The sequence below is a fragment of the Pseudomonas sp. LABIM340 genome (genome assembly GCF_040017195.2).
Classification (GTDB): Bacteria; Pseudomonadota; Gammaproteobacteria; order Pseudomonadales; family Pseudomonadaceae; genus Pseudomonas.
The window spans coordinates 2418565-2437296 of record NZ_CM200227.1; the positions used below are offsets into that span (position 1 = coordinate 2418565).

General features: G+C 66.1%; 15 protein-coding genes. 12 read left to right on the forward strand and 3 right to left on the reverse strand.

What is annotated here, in order from left to right:
- Window positions 1-169: 169 nt before the first annotated feature.
- From ABKS89_RS11445 to pobA, 3 genes are all read right to left on the reverse strand, one after another.
- A complete protein-coding gene (locus ABKS89_RS11445) occupies window positions 170-2077 on the reverse strand; it encodes a di-heme-cytochrome C peroxidase (RefSeq protein ID WP_138216281.1) in 1908 nt (635 codons plus the stop codon).
- A gap of 263 nt (window positions 2078-2340) precedes the next feature.
- Entirely contained in the window at window positions 2341-2577 is a 237-nt protein-coding gene (locus ABKS89_RS11450; protein ID WP_348589854.1) for a hypothetical protein, read from the reverse strand.
- 749 nt (window positions 2578-3326) lie between these two features.
- Window positions 3327-4511: a 4-hydroxybenzoate 3-monooxygenase gene (gene pobA / locus ABKS89_RS11455; protein WP_348589855.1), complete on the reverse strand. Its 1185-nt coding sequence runs from the start codon at window positions 4509-4511 to the stop codon at window positions 3327-3329.
- 117 nt (window positions 4512-4628) lie between these two features.
- On the opposite strand from pobA, the gene ABKS89_RS11460 reads away from it, so the two are divergent.
- From ABKS89_RS11460 to ABKS89_RS11515, 12 genes are all read left to right on the forward strand, one after another.
- A complete protein-coding gene (locus tag ABKS89_RS11460; RefSeq protein ID WP_348589926.1) occupies window positions 4629-5498 on the forward strand; it encodes a helix-turn-helix domain-containing protein in 870 nt (289 codons plus the stop codon).
- A 6-nt stretch (window positions 5499-5504) separates the two neighbouring features.
- The gene (pcaQ, locus tag ABKS89_RS11465; protein ID WP_081516584.1) at window positions 5505-6434 is read left to right on the forward strand and encodes a pca operon transcription factor PcaQ; all 930 of its coding nucleotides are present in this window, start codon (window positions 5505-5507) and stop codon (window positions 6432-6434) included.
- A 117-nt stretch (window positions 6435-6551) separates the two neighbouring features.
- Window positions 6552-7271, forward strand: coding sequence for a protocatechuate 3,4-dioxygenase subunit beta (gene pcaH, locus ABKS89_RS11470; protein WP_138216277.1), 720 nt, complete (start codon window positions 6552-6554; stop codon window positions 7269-7271).
- A 12-nt stretch (window positions 7272-7283) separates the two neighbouring features.
- Complete coding sequence (gene pcaG / locus ABKS89_RS11475) at window positions 7284-7889, forward strand: protocatechuate 3,4-dioxygenase subunit alpha (protein ID WP_348589856.1); 606 nt, start codon at window positions 7284-7286, stop codon at window positions 7887-7889.
- A complete protein-coding gene (gene zapE / locus ABKS89_RS11480) occupies window positions 7879-8958 on the forward strand; it encodes a cell division protein ZapE (RefSeq protein ID WP_348589858.1) in 1080 nt (359 codons plus the stop codon). The genes pcaG and zapE overlap by 11 nt, the downstream gene beginning before the upstream one ends.
- 246 nt (window positions 8959-9204) lie before the next feature.
- A complete protein-coding gene (locus ABKS89_RS11485; RefSeq protein WP_017519476.1) occupies window positions 9205-10047 on the forward strand; it encodes an IclR family transcriptional regulator in 843 nt (280 codons plus the stop codon).
- A 291-nt stretch (window positions 10048-10338) separates the two neighbouring features.
- Window positions 10339-11688: a 4-hydroxybenzoate transporter PcaK gene (gene pcaK / locus ABKS89_RS11490; RefSeq protein ID WP_348589860.1), complete on the forward strand. Its 1350-nt coding sequence runs from the start codon at window positions 10339-10341 to the stop codon at window positions 11686-11688.
- 279 nt (window positions 11689-11967) lie between these two features.
- Window positions 11968-12480, forward strand: a complete 513-nt coding sequence (locus tag ABKS89_RS11495; RefSeq protein WP_138216273.1) for a GspH/FimT family pseudopilin — start codon at window positions 11968-11970, stop codon at window positions 12478-12480.
- A gap of 23 nt (window positions 12481-12503) precedes the next feature.
- On the forward strand, window positions 12504-13034 hold the full coding sequence (gene pilV, locus ABKS89_RS11500) for a type IV pilus modification protein PilV (RefSeq protein ID WP_348589862.1): 531 nt from the start codon (window positions 12504-12506) through the stop codon (window positions 13032-13034).
- Between the two features lies 1 nt (window position 13035).
- Window positions 13036-13812, forward strand: coding sequence for a PilW family protein (locus ABKS89_RS11505; RefSeq protein ID WP_138216271.1), 777 nt, complete (start codon window positions 13036-13038; stop codon window positions 13810-13812).
- Window positions 13809-14351: a pilus assembly PilX family protein gene (locus tag ABKS89_RS11510; RefSeq protein ID WP_348589864.1), complete on the forward strand. Its 543-nt coding sequence runs from the start codon at window positions 13809-13811 to the stop codon at window positions 14349-14351. Before ABKS89_RS11505 ends, ABKS89_RS11510 begins: the two co-directional genes overlap by 4 nt.
- Window positions 14352-14394: 43 nt before the next feature.
- Window positions 14395-18726: a pilus assembly protein gene (locus ABKS89_RS11515; RefSeq protein WP_348589866.1), complete on the forward strand. Its 4332-nt coding sequence runs from the start codon at window positions 14395-14397 to the stop codon at window positions 18724-18726.
- Window positions 18727-18732 lie beyond the last annotated feature (6 nt).

The window sequence follows — 18732 nt, forward strand, 5'->3', positions numbered from 1 at the left end:
CGGTGGTGCTTCGGAGCGAGGGCTGGCCCTCACCCCAGCCCTCCCCGGAGGGAGAGGGGGCGGATCGGTGTTTCGGGGTGGACTGGAGTTGGGCGTTTCCCTCTCTCTAACCCTGTCCCAGGAGGAAGAGGGTTAGGGGCGGTGTTTGGCCTTCACTTGAAGGAGCGGCTCACTCGCACTTCGGCCCCGGCGTCCACGGCGGGGTGGGGACATTCGGGTCGAGCTTGCTTTCGTACTCGGGGTTACCCAGCACCTTCAGGTATTCCACCAGCGCCCAGCGTTCTTCCGGCGACAGGGCGCGGCCGATGGCGCCGTCCTTGCGGCAGCCGTCGCGGAATTCGTGGCCGCCGTTGCTGTTGCCGGTGACGCTGGTCTTGTAGAGGAAGCCGCCGGGGAAGCGCTCGGTGCGGTAGCCGGCGTATTTCGGGTCGTACTCGAAGCTGCCGACCCAGAACTGGCTGTCGCGCTCGGCCACCGGGGAGAGCATCTGGAACAGGTTGGGCACCGAGCCGTTGTGCAGGAAGGGCGGGGTGGCCCAGATGCCGTCCAGCGGGCGGGCCTTGTAGGCGCGCAATTCGCGGACGCCGATGGGCAGGCCGTAGCCGTTCATTTCCTGCTGCTGCAGCGGGCTGATGTGCGCGTCGCGGTAGGCGCGCTGCTCGACGAAGGCGGTGACGTAGGCCAGGCCCTTGGCGGCGGAGATCTTCGACAGGTCCAGCGGCACGTCGGATTTGGGCACGAGGACGACGTTCATGTTCTGCAGCTCATCGAGCTTGAGCTTCAGCGGGCGCACGTCGAAGGTGTGGTCGGCGATGTTGTCGGCGGTGGTGGGGTCGGTGCCGATCTCGCTGGTGGGCACCATCTTCATGCGCCACTCGGGCACGCGGGCCGGGGCGATGTAGTCCTTGGCGCCGGGCTCCTTGACGTGCGGGCCGTGGCAATAGACGCAGTTGGCCTGGAACAGGGCGCGGCCCTGGGAGGCCTTCTTCAGGTCGATCTCGCCGAACACGTCCTTCGGCCAGGCCGGCGGCTTGAGCTGCTTGAGGGTTTCCTCGAGGGTGTAGAGGTCGCGCAGGCGCACGCTGGAGGCGTAGCGCTCATCGCCCATCACCGGTTTGCCGTCGCTTTCGAACATGCGCAGGGTGGCGCCGACGCCGAGGGCTTCGCCGATGTTGCGGGCCATGGGCTGCATGGCCGAGCCGTTCCACTGCACCCAGTCGAATTTCCAGATGTCCCACACCTGCGGGTAGTTCACCGGGGCGTTGGCGACGCGGTAGTTGGAGGCGTCGATGCCGTCGCCGAACACGCTGTTGGCGATGCGGCCGAAGGCGTCGGCGCGGCCGGGGCCTTCCAGGGTCGGGTAGAGGCCGCGGTGAGTGTCGTTCCAGGCGGTGGAGACGAGGGTGCCGAGCACGTTGCGCACGTCGCGCTTGAGCGCGGCCTTGCCCTTGGGATAGCGGTCGCCCAGCACGCCCTTGGCGAAGCGGTCGAACTTCCACGGCACGTAGTAGGTGGAGGCGAGGCTGGCGCCCAGCGCCTGGCCGAATGCGCCGCCGCGCAGGGTGGGCACGGTGGAGGCGATGGAGTGCATGGCGGCGCCGCCGTCGATGCGCACGGCGGTGCCTTTGTAGCGCAGCTCACCGGTGTGGCAGGCGGAGCAGGTGATGTCGAGGTACCAGGCGCCGGACTCGCCGTCCTGGTGGCGGGCGAAGCCGACTGGCAGGTTACCGGGGTTCCTGGAGGTGGCCGCCAGGGTGTCGTCGGCGTCGCGGCCGATCTGCTCGGGCTCGATGAGGAAGCCGAAGCGCGCGAGGTTCTCGGGGCTGGCGAACTTGTCTTTGTTGAAGGGTTGCTCGAGGTGGGTGAACCAGTCGTAGCGCAGGCCTTTCACCTGGGTGCCCTGGGGCGTGTAGTAGTAGGTTTCGCGGTCTGCCGGGCTCCACTGGTCGAGGTGGATCATCTTCTCCGGCTTGGAATACTCGGGGAGATTGGGATGCGCGGTGTACCAGGCGATCACTCCCCCGATGAGCAAAAGCAGCAGCAGGACTGCAAGTAGGACGCGGCCGATAATGCGCATCGAAACTTCCTTGTTATGTGTGCGAAAAAGAATCGGACGTTTATGCCAAGTACGCGGCGGCTTGGCAAGGTGATGCCGTACGGAATTCAGGGTTTCTATGGTGGGTTACGGGGCTGGGGCGGGGTGTTTCCGGCTTTGTTCGAAGAGTGACAGCATGGGTATCGCTTCGCTCCACCCATCCTACGGAAAGCCCCGAGGCGGCAGATGGCACTTCGTAGGATGGCGAGGAGCGAAGCGATACCCATCGTCCTTCAGGTGAATGCCTAGGACGCGGGGCGCAGTTCCAGCAGCAGGCTCAGGCAGATCGCCGCGCCGATCAGTACGCCGACCACGCTGGCGATGATCAGCGGCCAGCGCAGGCTGGGGCTGTCGGCCTCGTCATCGAGAATGCGCGCGTGGATGGCGGGCCAGAGTTCGTCCGGCGGCGGCAGTTCCGGCCAGGGTTCGTCGCTGGGTGGTGGGGAAGGGTGGTCGGCGAGTTGGTAGAGCAGGGCGATCATCCAGTCCAGCGCGGCGATGCGCGTGGGGTGGTAGCGGTCGGCGTCGGTCCAGACGTGGAGGAAGGTGTCGACCAGCAGGGCTTCCGCTTCTGTCGGATCGGTCTTCAGCTTCAGCGCCAGTGGGTAGAGGCGCGAGGCCGTGCTGCGGTACAGCGTGGCGAAGGCGCGCGCGTCGCCGTCGCCGCTTTCGGCGAGCAGGTAGCTGAGGAAGTTCGCTTCGTCCGGGTCGATGACGGCCTCCGGCGGTGTCGCGGCGAGCGGTGTGGCTGGAGGGTAAGGATAGTCGTGGGCTGTTTGTAGGAGCGAGCTTGCTCGCGAATGGCGTTACCGGCAGCTCCGGTGTAGGGCGGTTCGCGAGCAAGCTCGCTCCTACAGAATCGTAGGGCGAATAACCTGGAACAGGTTATCCGCCGGCTCTTGAACGGCGGATAACGCTGGTGCGTTATGCGCCCTACGGGGCCACAACGTTTGGGCTGCCGACGGAGTTCCCCTGTAGGAGCGCCCCATGGGCGCGATCGCGGGCATGGCCCGCTTGCCCGAAATATCGCGCAGGGGGCATGCCCTCTCCCCCGCCCTGGCTGCGTGCCCCGCTCCGAAGGGAGAGGGAGCTATCCGTGCCAGCTGACACTGTGGTTTCAGCCGGCACCAAACCAGTCCCCTCTCCCTTCAGGGAGAGGGTTAGGGAGAGGGAAAATCCCAGGCACGGACTTTCAGAAGAAGACAGTAGCTCCTACAGGGGGAATCCGGTGTCAGACCACTTTCTCGAACGGCAAGCCGACGTAGTTTTCCGCGATGGTCGTGCGGCCGGCCTCGGAGCCGAGGAAGTAGTCCAGCTCGGTCTCCAGCATGCGCCGGGTGAAGGCGTCGCTGTCGGGGAACTGGTGCAGCATCGAGGTCATCCACCAGGAGAAGCGTTCGGCCTTCCAGATGCGTCGCAGGGCGATGGGCGAATACTGTTCCAGCAGATCGATGCGGCCCTCGCCGTAGACCTTCACCAGGATGCGGTGCAGCGCGTCGACGTCGCTGGCGGCGAGGTTCAGGCCCTTGGCGCCGGTGGGTGGGACGATGTGCCCGGCGTCGCCGACGAGGAATAGCCGGCCGTATTGCAGCGGCTCCACCACGAAGCTGCGCAGCGGGGCGATGCTCTTTTCCAGCGACGGGCCGGTGACCAGCTGGCGCGCGGCGTCCTCGGGAATGCGGCGCTTGAGCTCTTCCCAGAAGCGCTCGTCGGACCAGTCTTCCACCTTCTCGTTCAGCCCCACCTGCAGGTAGTAGCGGCTGCGGCTGGCGCTGCGCTGGCTGCACAGGCTGAAGCCGCGTTCGCTGCTGGCGTAGATGAGTTCGTGGTTGACCGGCGGGGTGTCGCTGAGCAGGCCCAGCCAGCCGAACGGGTAGACCCGCTCGAAGACGCTCAGGCGCTCGGCGGGAATGCTGCGCCGGGCCACGCCGTGGAAGCCGTCGCAGCCGGCGATGTAGTCGCAGTCTAGGCGTACGTGTTCGCCTTGGTGAGTGAAAGTGACGTAGGGCTTTTCGCTGGTGACGTCATGCAGCGCCACGTCGGCCGCTTCGTACACGCTCATCGCACCGCTGGCTGCGCGGGCCTGCATCAGGTCGCGGGTGACTTCGGTCTGGCCGTAGACCATCACCTGCTTGCCGCCGGTGAGGGCCTTGAGGTCGATGCGCTCGCGGCGGCCATTGAGGACCAGTTCGAAGCCGTCGTGGAGCAGGCCTTCGGCGTCCATCCGGGCGCTGGCGCCGGCTTCGCGCAGCAGGTCGGCGGTGCCTTGTTCCAGTACGCCGGCGCGGATGCGGCCGAGCACGTAGTCAGGCGTCTGGCGTTCGAGGATCACGGTGTCGATGCCAGCCTTGTGCAGCAGCTGGCCGAGCAGGAGGCCGGCAGGGCCGGCGCCGATGATGGCGACTTGAGTCTTCATGGGGTGGCTCCTTGGAGAGCGCTGTTGTTTTTGTCTCCTGCATTTTTTGTGGATGGGATCGGCCTTTGAAGGTAATTTCCAACAGTCTTCTTGGATTTTTCATGGATGTGGGCGGTGATCGAACAACGCGCTGACACGCCGGTCCCGGTGTTCCGCCTTTATGGCGAGACAACGGTGTGGCCGACGCCGGACCTGATCCACTGCGAATCCATCGCCTCGCGCAGCCGCCTGCACGACTGGGAAATCCGCCCGCACCGGCATGGCGACCTGGTGCAGCTGCTCTATGTGCAGTTCGGCGCGGCGGAGCTGGAAGTGGAAGGGCGGGTGACGCCGGTCCGCGAGGCTTCGCTGCAGGTCACGCCAGCGCTGGCGGTGCATGGTTTCCGCTTTGCCGAGGACGTGCAGGGCTGGGTGCTGAGCATGGGCCTGCCGCTGGCCGAGCAGCTCGGCGGCCTGCTGCAGAGCCCGGTGCTGGAGCAACCGGCGTGCTTCACCGTGGGCGAGGGCAAGCACCAGTTGGATGGGCTGTTCGAGTCCATCGACCGTGAGTACGCCCAGCAGGCGCCGGGCCGCGACCTGATGCTGCAGTCGTTGCTCAATATGCTGCTGGTCTGGCTCAGCCGCCGGGCACTGGAGCAGGCACGCGCCCAGGCGAGCCAGCAGGATCGCGGCGTCGAGCATGTGCATGCGTTCTCCCGCCTGCTCGAGCAGGACTTCCGCGAACACCGGCCCATCGAGCATTACGCGGCGGCGCTGGGGATCAGCGCCGCGCACCTCAATGCGCTGTGCCGGCGCCTGGCCGGACAGTCGGCGCTGCAGATGATCCACCAGCGCCTGCTGCTGGAGGCCAAGCGCAACCTGGTGTACACAGCCATGACCATCCAGCAGGTGTCGGACAGCCTGGGCTTCTCCGAACCCGCCTACTTCTCCCGATTCTTCAAGCGCTACGCCGGGGTTTCGCCCCGCGCGTTCCGCGAGCCGCGTTGAGCCGCCATGAATATCGATTCGCGTATCAAGTTCCGCCACCTGGTGTGTTTCCTCGAAGTGGCCCGGCAGGGCAGCCTGGCCCGCGCGGCGGACGCCCTGGCGGTGAGCCAGCCGGCCATCTCGAAGACGCTCAAGGAGCTGGAGGACCTGCTCGAAGCCAGCCTGTTCGAGCGCGGCAAGAGCGGCGCCAGCCTGACCGAGGCCGGCGTCGCCTTCCTGCGCTATGCCGGCCCCTGCGTACAGGCGTTGCGCGACGGGGTGAACAGCCTGCGCGGCGGCGAGTACGCCTCCAGCACGGTGCGCCTCGGCGTGCTCTCCACCGTGGAAAGCCTGCTGATGCCGGAGACGGTGCGGCGCCTGCACGAGCGCCATCCGGCGCTGGTGGTCAGCGTGGTGACCGGGCCTAGCGCGCACCTGCTCTCGCAACTGCGCGTGGGCGAACTGGACCTGGTGGTCGGCCGCATGACCGAAAGTCCGCAGATCCAGGGCCTGGCCTTCGAACACCTGTACAGCGAATCCATGACCCTGGTGGCCCGCGCCGGGCATCCGCTGCTGGGCCGACCGCTGCCGCCCTCGGCGCTGGACGACTGGCCGCTGGTGCTGCCGCTGGCCGGCACCACCATCCGCAAGTCCGCCGACAGCCTGCTGGTGCAGAGCGGCCTCGGCCAGCCGCGTCGACGCTTGGAAACCCTGTCCACGGTGCTCAGCCGCCGTTATGTATTGACCAGCGACGCGCTGTGGATCGCCCCGCTGGATTCGGTGCGCCTGGACCTGCGTTCCGGGGAGATGGTCGAACTGCCGTTGGACGTACAGGAGCCGGGCGGTTCGGTGGGGGTTTGCAGCAATTCGACGTTGCCGCTTTCGCTGGGTGCGCACTGGTGCCTGGAGGTGCTGCGCGAGGTCGGCGAAGCGTACCGTGAGGGTGCTTATCCATAACTGAATGGTTATGGGTGGTGGGCATCTTTTCAGTTTTCGGCGTCGGGTAGGCGGGCGACACTCCGTCGCACTGCCTGATGCAACAGGCTCCTATAAATCCAACAAGAGGAGACCGACATGTCCGACGCGGAAAACAGCCGCTTCGTCATTCGTGACCGAAACTGGCACCCCAAAGCCCTCACCCCCGACTACAAAACCTCCATTGCCCGCTCTCCGCGCCAGGCGCTGGTGAGCATTCCGCAATCGGTCTCCGAAACCAGCGGTCCGGACTTCTCGCACCTGAAGATGGGCGAGCACGACAACGACCTGCTGCTCAACTTCAACAACGGTGGCCTGCCCATCGGCGAGCGCATCATCGTTTCCGGCCGGGTCATGGACCAGTACGGCAAGCCCGTGCCGCACACCCTGGTGGAGATGTGGCAGGCCAACGCCGGCGGCCGCTACCGCCACAAGAACGACCGTTACCTCGCGCCGCTGGACCCGAACTTCGGTGGCGTCGGCCGCGCGCTGACCGACAGCGAAGGGCGCTACGTCTTCCGCACCATCAAGCCCGGCCCGTACCCGTGGCGCAACGGCCCGAACGACTGGCGCCCGGCGCACATCCACTTCTCCATCAGCGGCCCGTCGATCTCCACGCGGCTGATCACCCAGTTGTACTTCGAGGGTGACCCGTTGATCCCGATGTGCCCCATCGTCAAGTCCATCGCCAATCCGGACGCGGTGGAGTCGCTGATCGCGAAGCTCGACATGAGCAACGCCAACCCCATGGACTGCCTGGCCTACCGCTTCGACATCGTGCTGCGCGGCCAACGCAAGACCCATTTCGAGAACAAGTGAGGAGGACCGACCATGTCTATCGAACTGCTGCCGGAAACCCCCTCGCAGACCGCCGGCCCCTACGTACACATCGGCCTGGCGCTGGCCGCTGCCGGCAACCCGGCCCGTGACCAGGAAATCTGGAGCGAGATGGCCAAGCCCGGCGCGCCCGGCGAACACATCCTGCTGATCGGTAACGTGTACGACGGCAACGGCCACCTGATCCGCGACTCCTTCCTGGAGCTGTGGCAGGCGAATCACGAAGGTGTGTATGACGCTGCCTACGATCAGGAAAAGCCCTTCAATGGCTTCGGACGCACAGCAACGACCTTCGATGCCGGCGAATGGCAGGTGCAGACCATCAAGCCCGGCGTGGCGAAGAATGCCGCCGGCGTGCCCATGGCGCCGCACATCAACGTCTCGCTGTTTGCCCGTGGCATCAACATCCACCTGCAGACCCGCCTGTACTTCGAAGACGAAGCGCAGGCGAACGCGGAGGACCCGGTGCTGAACCTCATCGAGCAGCCCGAACGTCGGCAAACCCTCATTGCAAAGCGTTGCGAGGTGGACGGGAGGCTCGCTTACCGGTTTGATATCCGCGTCCAGGGAAATGCGGAAACGGTGTTCTTTGACTTCTGACACACGACTACATGAAACATCCGCCGAGCCGGTCGCCGACCGTGTCCGGCGGCATTTCGCCGCCGCGCTCGATGAGCGCGGCTACCGCGCGGACGATGCGCAGATGGCGGCGGTGGACCACCTCGCCAGCTGGCTCGACGACTTCCTCGCCGGCCGCCATGGCTTCCTGCGCAAGCCGGTGGCGGGCGTCTACCTGTGGGGTGGGGTAGGACGCGGCAAGAGCTTCGTCATGGACCAGTTCTTCGCCGCCGCTCCGACCCAGGCCAAGCGCCGCGTGCACTTCCACGCCTTCCTGCAGGAGCTGCAAGGGCGAATGCTGGCAATCACCGGACAGTCCGACCCGCTGGTCCGCGTGGCCCGCGCCATCGCTGAAGAAACCAGGCTGCTGTGCTTCGACGAATTCCACGTGCACGACATCGGCGACGCCATGCTCCTGGGGCGAATGCTGAAGGTATTGGTGGACGAAGGTGTAGGCCTGGTCTGTACGTCCAACTACGAGCCGGAAAACCTCTGTCCGAATCCGCTGTACCGCGAGCGCTTCCGCCCGGCCATCGAGCTGATCGAAAAGCGCTTCGACGTGATCTCGGTGGATGCGGGACAGGATTACCGCGAGCACAGCACGTCGCTGGAAGAGTGGGGCAGCTTCCTCTGGCCGGCGCGCGCCGATGACCTCGAACTGATCGGTTCCCGGCTGGGGCTGGCGGCGGACGCGAAGTTCGACGAGGTACTCAGCGTCAACCACCATGCGCTGAAGGTGCACGCCCACGACGATCATTGTGCGTGGATGGATTTCAGCGAGATGTTCGAACGCCCGCGCTCGGCCAACGACTACCTGTGGCTGATCGAGCACTACCCGCGCATGGCGGTGAGCGGCCTCGGCCCGCTGGCAGACTATCCGCCGGACGTGAGCATGCGCTTCCTCAACTTCATCGACATCGCCTACGACCGGCAGCTGAAGCTGCAGCTGTTCGCCACGGTGTCGCTGGAGGACCTGGCGGCGGGCGGCGCGGCGCTGGATTTCTCGCGCACGCTGAGTCGGTTGCGGCAGTTGAAGCTGGAACCGCTGTAGGCCTCAGGGGTGCCATTGGAGGGCGGATTCACCTTGTAGGAGCGGGCCGCTTTTTAGAAAGGCGATGTGGGCGCGATCGCGCGCATGGCGCGCTCCTACAGGTTTGGTGTCAGCGGGAAACCATCGGAGACAAAGTTCGCTTCTGCGCGCGCTCTCAAGCTCTGTTCGATAATCGGTCCGTCGTGTTGCGATAATCGCCCGCGCGTGTCGATAATCGCCCGGCATTCGCCTGCCAGGACAACAACAATGACCGACGCTCCCCGTGCCAGCCTGCCGCCCCTCGCGCCGCCGATCATCGCTTCGCCCGCCAAGCGCATCGAGGCGTTTACCGGCGACCCGAACTTCATGACCTCCCTGGCCCGCGGCCTGGCGGTGATCCATGCGTTCCAGGAGCGCAAGCGCCACCTGACCATCGCGCAGATCAGCCACCGCACGGAGATTCCGCGCGCCGCCGTGCGCCGCTGCCTGCACACGCTGATGAAGCTCGGCTACGTCACCTCCGACGGCCGCACCTATTCGCTGCTGCCCAAGGTGCTGACCCTCGGCCATGCCTACCTGTCCTCGACGCCGCTGGCGGTCACTGCCCAGCCGATCCTCGACCGCCTCAGCGAACAACTGCACGAGGCCTGCTCCATGGCCACCCTGGAAGGCGACGAGATTCTCTACATCGCCCGCTCGGCCACGCCGCAGCGCCTGATCTCGGTGGACCTGAGCGTCGGCAGCCGCCTGCCGGCCTACTGCACGTCCATGGGGCGCATCCTGCTCGCCGGGCTGAACGACGACGCGCTGGAGGATTACCTCGCCCACGCCGACCTGCAGGTGAAGACCAGCCGCACCGTGCACACCCCGGAAATGCTCCGCGCGAGCATCGCCGAGATCCGCCAGCAGGGCTGGGTGATCATCGACCAGGAACTGGAGGTCGGCCTGCGCTCCATCGCCGTGCCGCTGAAGGACTCCGCCGGCCAGGTACTGGCCGCGCTGAACGTCGGCACCCACGCCGGTCGCGTCTCTCGCCAGGAGCTGGAAACGCGCTTCCTGCCGGTGCTGCTGGAGGCCAGCCGCGAACTGGGCACGCGGCTGTTCCATTGACTGTGGGGAGGGCCGATGCGCCTTTCGCCGGCCTCTGCTATTCCCTGTTCGCTAACCGCCCACAGGCGCGATTATCGAATTGAACGGCTGAACGTCTCTTCGTACTGTTGAGCGACCCGTCCAGCCGGACGGGCAATAACAACAATGAGCGTCAGCCATGGCCCCTGTGTGCCTGCCCCATCCGCCGGTCCGTGCGTCCACCGGCTCGCGCCTCATTCCTGTCCAGCTTGCGGGAGTGCAGGGCGATCCAGCCGGCCTTCCCGCGACGACGCCTTCGCAGGAAGTCTTCGCATGACCAGCTCCGCCCACGTGCCCGCTGCCGGCACCCTCGACGTCCAGTCCTTCATCAACGCCCAGCCGCTGTCGTTGTACCAGTGCCGCATCGTGCTGCTGTGCTTCCTCATCGTCTTCCTCGACGGCCTGGATACCGCCGCCATGGGCTTCATCGCCCCGGCGCTGACCCAGGACTGGGGCATCGACCGCGCCAGCCTCGGCCCGGTGATGAGCGCCGCGCTGATCGGCATGGTGTTCGGCGCCCTGGGTTCCGGCCCGCTGGCCGACCGCTTCGGGCGCAAGGGCGTGCTGGTGGTGGCGGTGTTCCTCTTCGGCCTGTTCAGCCTGATCTCGGCCTACAGCAGCAATCTCGAAGAGCTGATGGCGCTGCGCCTGCTGACCGGTATCGGCCTGGGCGCGGCGATGCCCAACGCCACCACGCTGCTCTCGGAATACACCCCCGAGCGCCTCAAGTCGCTGCTGGTGACCAGCATGTTCTGCGGCTTCAACCTGGGCATGGCCTCGGGCGGTTTCGTCTCCGCCAAGCTGATCCCGGCTTACGGCTGGCACAGCCTGCTGCTGCTCGGCGGCGTGCTGCCGCTGCTGCTGGCGGTGGTGCTGCTGGTGTGGCTGCCGGAGTCGGCGCGCTTCCTGGTGGTGCGCAATCGCGGCGCGGACAAGGTCAAGCGCGCACTGGCGCCCATCGCGCCGGCCGAGGTGGTCGCCGCCCGTGACTTCAGCGTCCCCGAGCAGAAGACGGTGCAGAGTCGCAACGTGTTCAGGGTGATCTTCTCCGGCACCTACAGCGCCGGAACCCTGCTCCTGTGGTTGACCTACTTCATGGGCCTGGTGATCGTCTACCTGCTCACCAGCTGGTTGCCGACGCTGATGCGCGACGCCGGCGCGAGCATGGAGCAGGCTGCGTTCATCGGTGCGCTGTTCCAGCTTGGCGGAGTGCTCAGTTCGGTGGCGGTGGGCTGGGCGATGGACCGCTTCAACCCGCACAAGGTCATCGGCATCTTCTATTGCCTGGCCGGTGTGTTCGCCTACTTCGTCGGGCAGAGCCTGGCCACCGTCACGCTGTTGGCGACCCTGGTGCTGGCTGCCGGCATGTGCGTGAACGGCGCGCAGTCGGCCATGCCGTCGCTCGCCGCGCGCTTCTACCCGACCCAGGGCCGCGCAACCGGGGTGTCCTGGATGCTCGGCATCGGCCGCTTCGGCGCCATCCTCGGGGCCTGGATCGGCGCGACCCTGCTGGGCCTGGGCTGGAACTTCGAGCAGGTGCTGACCGCGCTGATGGTGCCCGCCGCCATCGCTACCGCGGCGGTGCTGATCAAGGGGCTGGTGAGCCACGCCGACGCCACCTGACAGACGCTTCCGATAGGGCCGCGATGCAAGGTCGCGGCCCCTCCCGCCAGCCAGCGTTCACGCCGATTTCGAACACGACGCCCTGTCGGTATCTCTGGCGTCAAAAGGATGAGCGGTCGCTGAGCGGGAATGAACGGTCAAAAAATCCTCTCGTTTCGCTGAATTAGATTCAACTCCCTGAAGAAATTGCTGTCGGACCATTAGCCAATCTTTGTCCTGGCACCCCGGAAGGGGGGCTCCACACGGGGCCCGGCCACCTGACCATCGTTGGAAAAGTCCATGGTTCTTCATGCAGTTGGATGCTCAATTTCCCGTCTGAAATCGCGGCGGGGCCCCGGACGCCAGGAAGGCTTCTCCCTGGTGGAGCTGATGGTGGTTGTCGCGCTGCTGGCGATCTTCGCTGGCGTGGCCCTGCCAGGCTTCCGCTACCTGATCGAATCCAGCCGGGTGCAGAGCGGCGCTTCGACGCTTTTCCGGCTACTCCAGTCGTCCCGCGCAGACGCGGTGAATACTCGCCAGACCCTCACGCTCTGCCCCAGCAGTGGAAATCTGCAGTGGGTGGTCGTGCGCGCCAGCACCTGTGGTTCGATCACCTCGAACTCGGTGAGTCAGCGCCTGGACTTGCCGAGCAGCCTCAGCGTGAGCAGCACCATCAGCAACCTCTCGTTCAAGCCCGATGGCAGCGCCGCGGCAGCTGACCTGGGCATATCCAGCAGCGGCACCAGCAAGGCGTTCAGCATCAAGGTGGCCGCTTCGGGATACATCAGCCTGCAGGGAGCGACCGGGCAATGAGACGGAACGTGGCGAGACGGAGCATGGCGGGTTTCAGCCTGGTGGAGGTGATGGTGGCCCTGCTGGTCACCTGCTTCGGTGTGCTCGGCATGCTGGCGATGCAGGGGCGAACCATCGCCTATGCCCAGGACACCATCCTGCGCAGCAACGCGGCAGAACTGGCGGACGAGCTGATGGAGATGATGCGAACCGACATCTACTCCACCCAGGACGGTAGTGCGGCCCAGGTGGTGCCACCGTCCAGCTGGGGCTATTACAAGGCCGCCAGCGCGTCATTTCCCGCTGCCCCCAGCAGCTGCGCCTCACTGGCGTCGCTGACTGCCAGCCAGCGCCTGGCCTGCTGGTCGCAGCGGGTGAACCAGGCGCTGCCCGGCGCCTCCGGCCTGGCCGGCGAGTTTTATGTGTGTCGTACCAACGGCACCAGCAAGTGCAGCAACAGCGGGTCAGCCATCGAGATCCAGCTGGCCTGGCGGGTGAAGGCTGGCGAGTGCCTGGATGCCAACGCCACCGGCGACAACACCATCTGCCGTTACGTGCTGCGGGAGGAACCCTAGGATGCGCCGGCCAGGCGTGCGTGCCCAGGCTGGGGTGACGCTCATCGAGCTGATGATCTCCATGGGCCTGAGCCTGTTCCTGATCCTGGGCATCACCCAGATGTTCCTCGACGGGCAGAACCGTTCGCGCTACTTCGATGGCCAGGCGCAGAACCAGGACAGTGCGCGCTACGCCCAGCAGATGCTCGACGGGCGCCTGTCGAAAGCCGGATACCGGCGCCTGCCGTCCTCGCGCATGACCGCCGCGTTTCCCGCGCAGACCAGCAACGGCTGCGTCTTCGCAGCCGGCCAGGCGCTGGTGCGGGTGGATGCCAATACCGTCTGCCTGCGCTACCAGCCGCGCGACACCACCGACGTCGATTGCACCGGCGCTTCGCTGGCCAGCCGCGCGGGGGTCAACAAGCCCTACAGCAACTACAGCCCGAGCAACAACGTGGTCGAGAAACTCACCCTGAGCAACGGCCAGCTGACCTGCAACGGCAGCTCCCTGGTGGAGAACGTGGTGGCGCTGCGCTTCGACTTCGGGGTGGACAGCAGCAGTGACGAATTCGACCGCCAGGTGGCGCAGTACGTCGCTACGCCAGCCACCGGCCAGACGGTGCGCAGCCTGCGCTACGCACTGTTACTGGCCAGCAGCGGCTCGGTGAGCGGCGGGTTGGTTGCCACCACCTGCCAGCGCTGGCAGGACCTCTACGGCAGCAAGGCCTGTACAGACGGCGACGGGCCCGTGCGACGCATCGTCAGCGGTACCAGCATGTTGAGGAACCTGATGCCATGAAACGACTGTCTCCCCGTCGGCAGCGCGGCGCGGTGTTGTTCGTCGCGCTGGTGATGTTGCTACTGATCACCCTGGCCGCCGTCAGCGGCATGCGCGGCATACAGCTGGAAGGGCGGATGACCGGCAATCGTCTGGAGCAGCAGCGGCTGATGAGTGCGGCCGAGTCCGCGCTGCGCGAAGGGGAAGGGCGCCTGCGCAAGAGCACCCGCGCACTGGACAACTGCACGGCGGGCACCTCGCCGTGCTTCACCGCAGCGGCGACCAACTACAGCACCGACTTCAGCAAGTCCAACCTGTACTCCGGGATGGAAGGCGGCACCAGCCTGCTGCGCAGTGCGCGCTGGTACCTGCGCTACATCTCGAACAACTGCAAGGGTGGCGCGGGTGGCAGCGCCAACTCCTACCTGTCGAAGGGGCAGGTGGGGTGCACCTACTACTACGAGGTCAACTCCCAGGCCTACAAGGGCACCGCCACCAGCAAGGCCTGCGGCGCCGACGCGCTGTGCCTGCGCTCGACCTTCGGGCTGGTGATCCAGTGAAACTTTGCGCTCGTACAAGGATGCCGACGCCATGGCTTGCACCATGAGAATGCTGCGTGCGACGTTGTTCCTGCTGCTGTCCTGCCTGGCGGGAGCCCAGGCCTGGGGCGCGTCCCTGGCGCAGACGCCGCTGTTCGTCAGCAACATCGCGCCGCCGATGAACATGCTGGTGGTCGGTCGCGACCAGAAACTGTACTTCCCGGCCTACAACGACGCCTCCGACATCGACGGCGACGGCCAGCTGGACACCTACTACAAGCCCAGCATCGACTACACCGGCTACTTCGATTCCTACAAGTGCTACGTCTACGACGTGCTGAGCGGCACCTTCGCGCCGTCCAGCACCACCAGCACGAAGAAGTGCACCAGCGCCATCGGCCGCTGGAGCGGCGACTACCTGAACTACCTGACCATGTCGCGCCAGGATGTGCTGCGCAAGGTGCTCTACGGCGGCTACCGCTCTACCGACAGCGCCTTCTCCACGGTGCTCGAGCGCGCCTTCATCCCCAACGACGCGCACAGCTGGGGCAAGGAATACCTGAGCGTCGCCCGCGACGGATACAGCCTGACGGACTACACCCCGATCCCGGTCCCCACCAACGGCAAGTACGTACTCTTCGCCAACACCTCGATCGGCTCCAGCACGCTGGGTTCGTACAACAGCAGCGCCGCGCCGAGGCTACGGATCATCACCAGCCTGCAGCAGGCGCTGCTGGGCACCTACCGGATCTGGGGCTGGGTGTCCCGCGAGTCGGCCCAGGGCACCAACACCGTCACCAGCACCACCAACAGCGACACCACGATCATTCCCGCGTACGACCTCAACGTCAGGGTGCAGGTGTGCGTGGCCGGCCTGCTGGAAAGCAACTGCGCCCAGTACGGCAGTCTCTACAAGCCTACCGGCGTGCTCCACGACTACGGCGCCTCGGACAAGATGTACTTCGGCCTGGTCACCGGCACCTACGCCAACAACCTGCGCGGCGGCGTGGTGCGCAAGGCGGCGGCATCCTTCAGCAACGAATACAACAGCTCCACCGGGCGCTTCCTGACCGACTCCACCACCGGCACCGGCTGCCTCAATGGTCGCTGCTACGTGAACAACAGCGGCATAGTCGCCAACCTCGACCGCCTGGTGTTCTCCGCCGGCTGTACCGACTCCAGCGGCTACAACCTCAATCCGCTGACCAATGGCAAGTGCGTCGACTGGGGCAACCCGCTGGGCGAGATGGCCTACGAGACCCTGCGCTACTACGCTGGCAAGGCTCCCACCGCGGCTTACGCCGCTGGCACGGCCGACACCAACCTGGGCCTCTCCAGCCTGACCAGCTGGGCCAACCCCTACAGCACCTATCCGTCCTGCACCCGGCCGTTCATGACGCTGATGAGCGACGTCAACCCGAGCTACGACTCGGATGTGCCGGGCAGCTCCCTGGGCACCGACAGCCAGCCGACCAACGACATCAGCTTCAACTTCGCCAGCATCGGCGCCACCCTGTGGAGCCGCGAGGTGGGTGGCAGCGCCTCGGTGAACGTCGGCCAGTCCGGCGGCACCAATGACTCGGCGCCCACCGCCAAGACCGCCACCAGCTTCGCCACCATCCGCGGGCTTGCCGAAGAGCCCACGCGCCAGGGCAGCTACGCGACTTCGGCCGTGTCCTTCTTCGGCAGCCAGAATGCGCTGACCACCGCCGGCTCGAACCGGGTGCAGAGCTTCTCCATCGCCCAGTCCTCGACCCTGCCCAACATCCGCATCAAGACCAGCAAGGGCACGCTGCGCCTGGTGCCATTCAGCATGAACGTCAGCCAGAGCGTGGTCAGCCAGATCACCGGTTTCTACATCGACACACTGACCAAGGACAGCGCCGGCAACCTCACCTCCATCACCTTCCGCGTGGTCTACGACGACTCCGCCCAGGGCCGTGACTACGACATGGACGCCATCGTGCTCTACACGGTGACGGCCAGGAGCGACGGTACCGTGGACGTGACCAGCCAGACCGAATACTCGGTGGCCGGCGACGAGTCGCACATGGGCTACACCATGGCCGGTACCACCAAGGACGGCGTGTACCTGGAGGTCACCGGCGGCGGCAACGGCTCGGTGCGCAACAGGCTCGACACGCCCGACGGCAAGTTCCCCGGCGACTGCTCGGCGACCGGTGTCACCTGCGCCTTGCTGCCCGGCCTGAGCGGCAGCAGTGGGGCGCTCAGCGGCAACCGCCTGGCCTACCACACGCGCAATTTCACGCCCTCGGCCACCACTGCGGTGACCAACCTGCAGGACCCCCTGTGGTACGCCGCCAAGTACGGCAAGACCGACCTCACCAACTGGGACCGCGATGGCGATGGCGTGCCGGACAACTACTTCCTGGTCAGCAACCCCAGCAAGCTGGCCTCCCAGCTCAAGTCGGCATTCGACGACATCCTCCAGCTCAACACCTCCGTCGCCGCCGTGGCGGTGGACTCGCAGTCGCTGGACAGCGGCAGCTACACCTACGGCACCAGCTTCGTCACCGGTGACTGGACCGGCGACCTGCTGAAGAAGCAGCGAACCATGACCACCAGCAGCTCCGGCGCCGTCACCACGACCACAACCACGCTGTGGCGCGCGTCGGCGCAACTGGGCACACCCAGCACGCGCAACATCCTGTTCGCCAAGAGCGGAGCGCTCACCGCCTTCAACTGGAGCAACCTGACTGCCGCCCAGCAGACCCAGCTCAACCGCACCGTCGCCGGAGTGGTGGATACCCAGGGGCAGGCGCGGGTCGGTTTCCTGCGTGGCGAGAACAACACCTTCCGTACCCGCACGACGCTGCTCGGCGACATGATCAATTCGGCGCCGGTGCTGGTCAGCGGCTCCGACTATCTGTCCTCGCGGGCCGACGCCCTGGAGGGCAGCACCACCTATGCGGCGTTCGCCACCGCGCTGGCGACGAAGCCCTCGGTGGTCTATGTCGGCGCCAACGACGGCATGCTGCACGCCTTCAACGCGACCACCGGCGCCGAGATCTTCGCCTTCATCCCCAGCGCGGTGATCCCCAACCTCAACGCCCTCACCGCGCCGGACTACGGCAAGCAGCAGGGCACCGAGCACCGCTTTTTCGTCGACGGGACGCCCGTGGTGTCCGACGTCTACTACGGCTCGGCCTGGCACAAGGTCCTGCTGGGCAGCCTCGGCGCTGGCGGCCGCGAGGTGTTCGCCCTCGACGTCACCGACCCTGCCGCGCCCAGGTTGCTCTGGGAGTTCACCAGCGACAACGACAGCAGCCTCGGCTACACGGCGGCGCGGCCTTCCATTGCGCGCCTGCACAATGGCAAGTGGGTGGCACTGGTGCCCAATGGCTACGACATCGGCAGCAGCACTGCGTCGCTGCTGATCATCGACATCCAGACCGGCGCCTTGCTGAGGAAAATCACCGCTACCCCGAGCCTGACCGCCGCCGAGACCGCCTCGCTGGACGCCCTCAACAACGGCCTGTCGCGGCTGTTCGTGGCCGACGCCAACAATGACGGCATCGCCGACTATGCCTACGGCGGCGACCTGCTGGGCAACCTCTGGCGTTTCGACCTGATCGACACCAGCGTGGGCGACCCACTCAACAGCACAGCCTCGGAGGCTCGCTACGCGGTGTCCTTCGGCGGCAGCCCACTGTACGTCGCGCGCAATGCCAGTGGCACGCGCCAGCCGATCACTACCGCACCGTCTCTGGTCGACCACCCCAGCGGCACCGGCTACATCGTCGCCTTCGGCACGGGCCGCTATCTGCTCACCGCCGACAAGACCTCCACAGCGCAACAGAGTGTCTACGGCATCTGGGACCGCAAGATCGCCGGCGAGGCCACCACCTCCTCGCTGACGGCGGCGCGCACGCGCAGCAACCTGCAGGCACAGACGCTCAGCACGGGGACCTTCAACAGCACCTCGACCTACACCCTGAGCAACAACGAAGTGGCGTGGTACGACACTTCCGGCAACACCGCCGATGCGAACGTCAACAAATGGGGCTGGTACTTCGACTTCCCGGTGGCCGGCGAGCGGCAGATCTATGACATGACGCTCTACGGCTCCGCCCTCATCTTCAGCAGCTCCACGCCTCAGACCGGCACCTGCGCTGCCGGCCTCTCCGGCACCCGCTACGCGATCGATCCCGAACGCGGCGGGCTGACGCCGTACAACGTCTTCGACCTGAACAACGACGGCACCTTCGATGCGCTCTCGGCGTTCATCACCGGCGGTGGCGATATCACCGTCTCCGGTGGCTACACCTACACCGGCGGCGAGGGCGGCGGCACCAATCTGCTGCCGGACGCCATCCGCACCAACTCCGGCACCGTGAGCGGCCGGCGTACCTGGCAGGTCCAGCCAGCCAACTGACAGGGA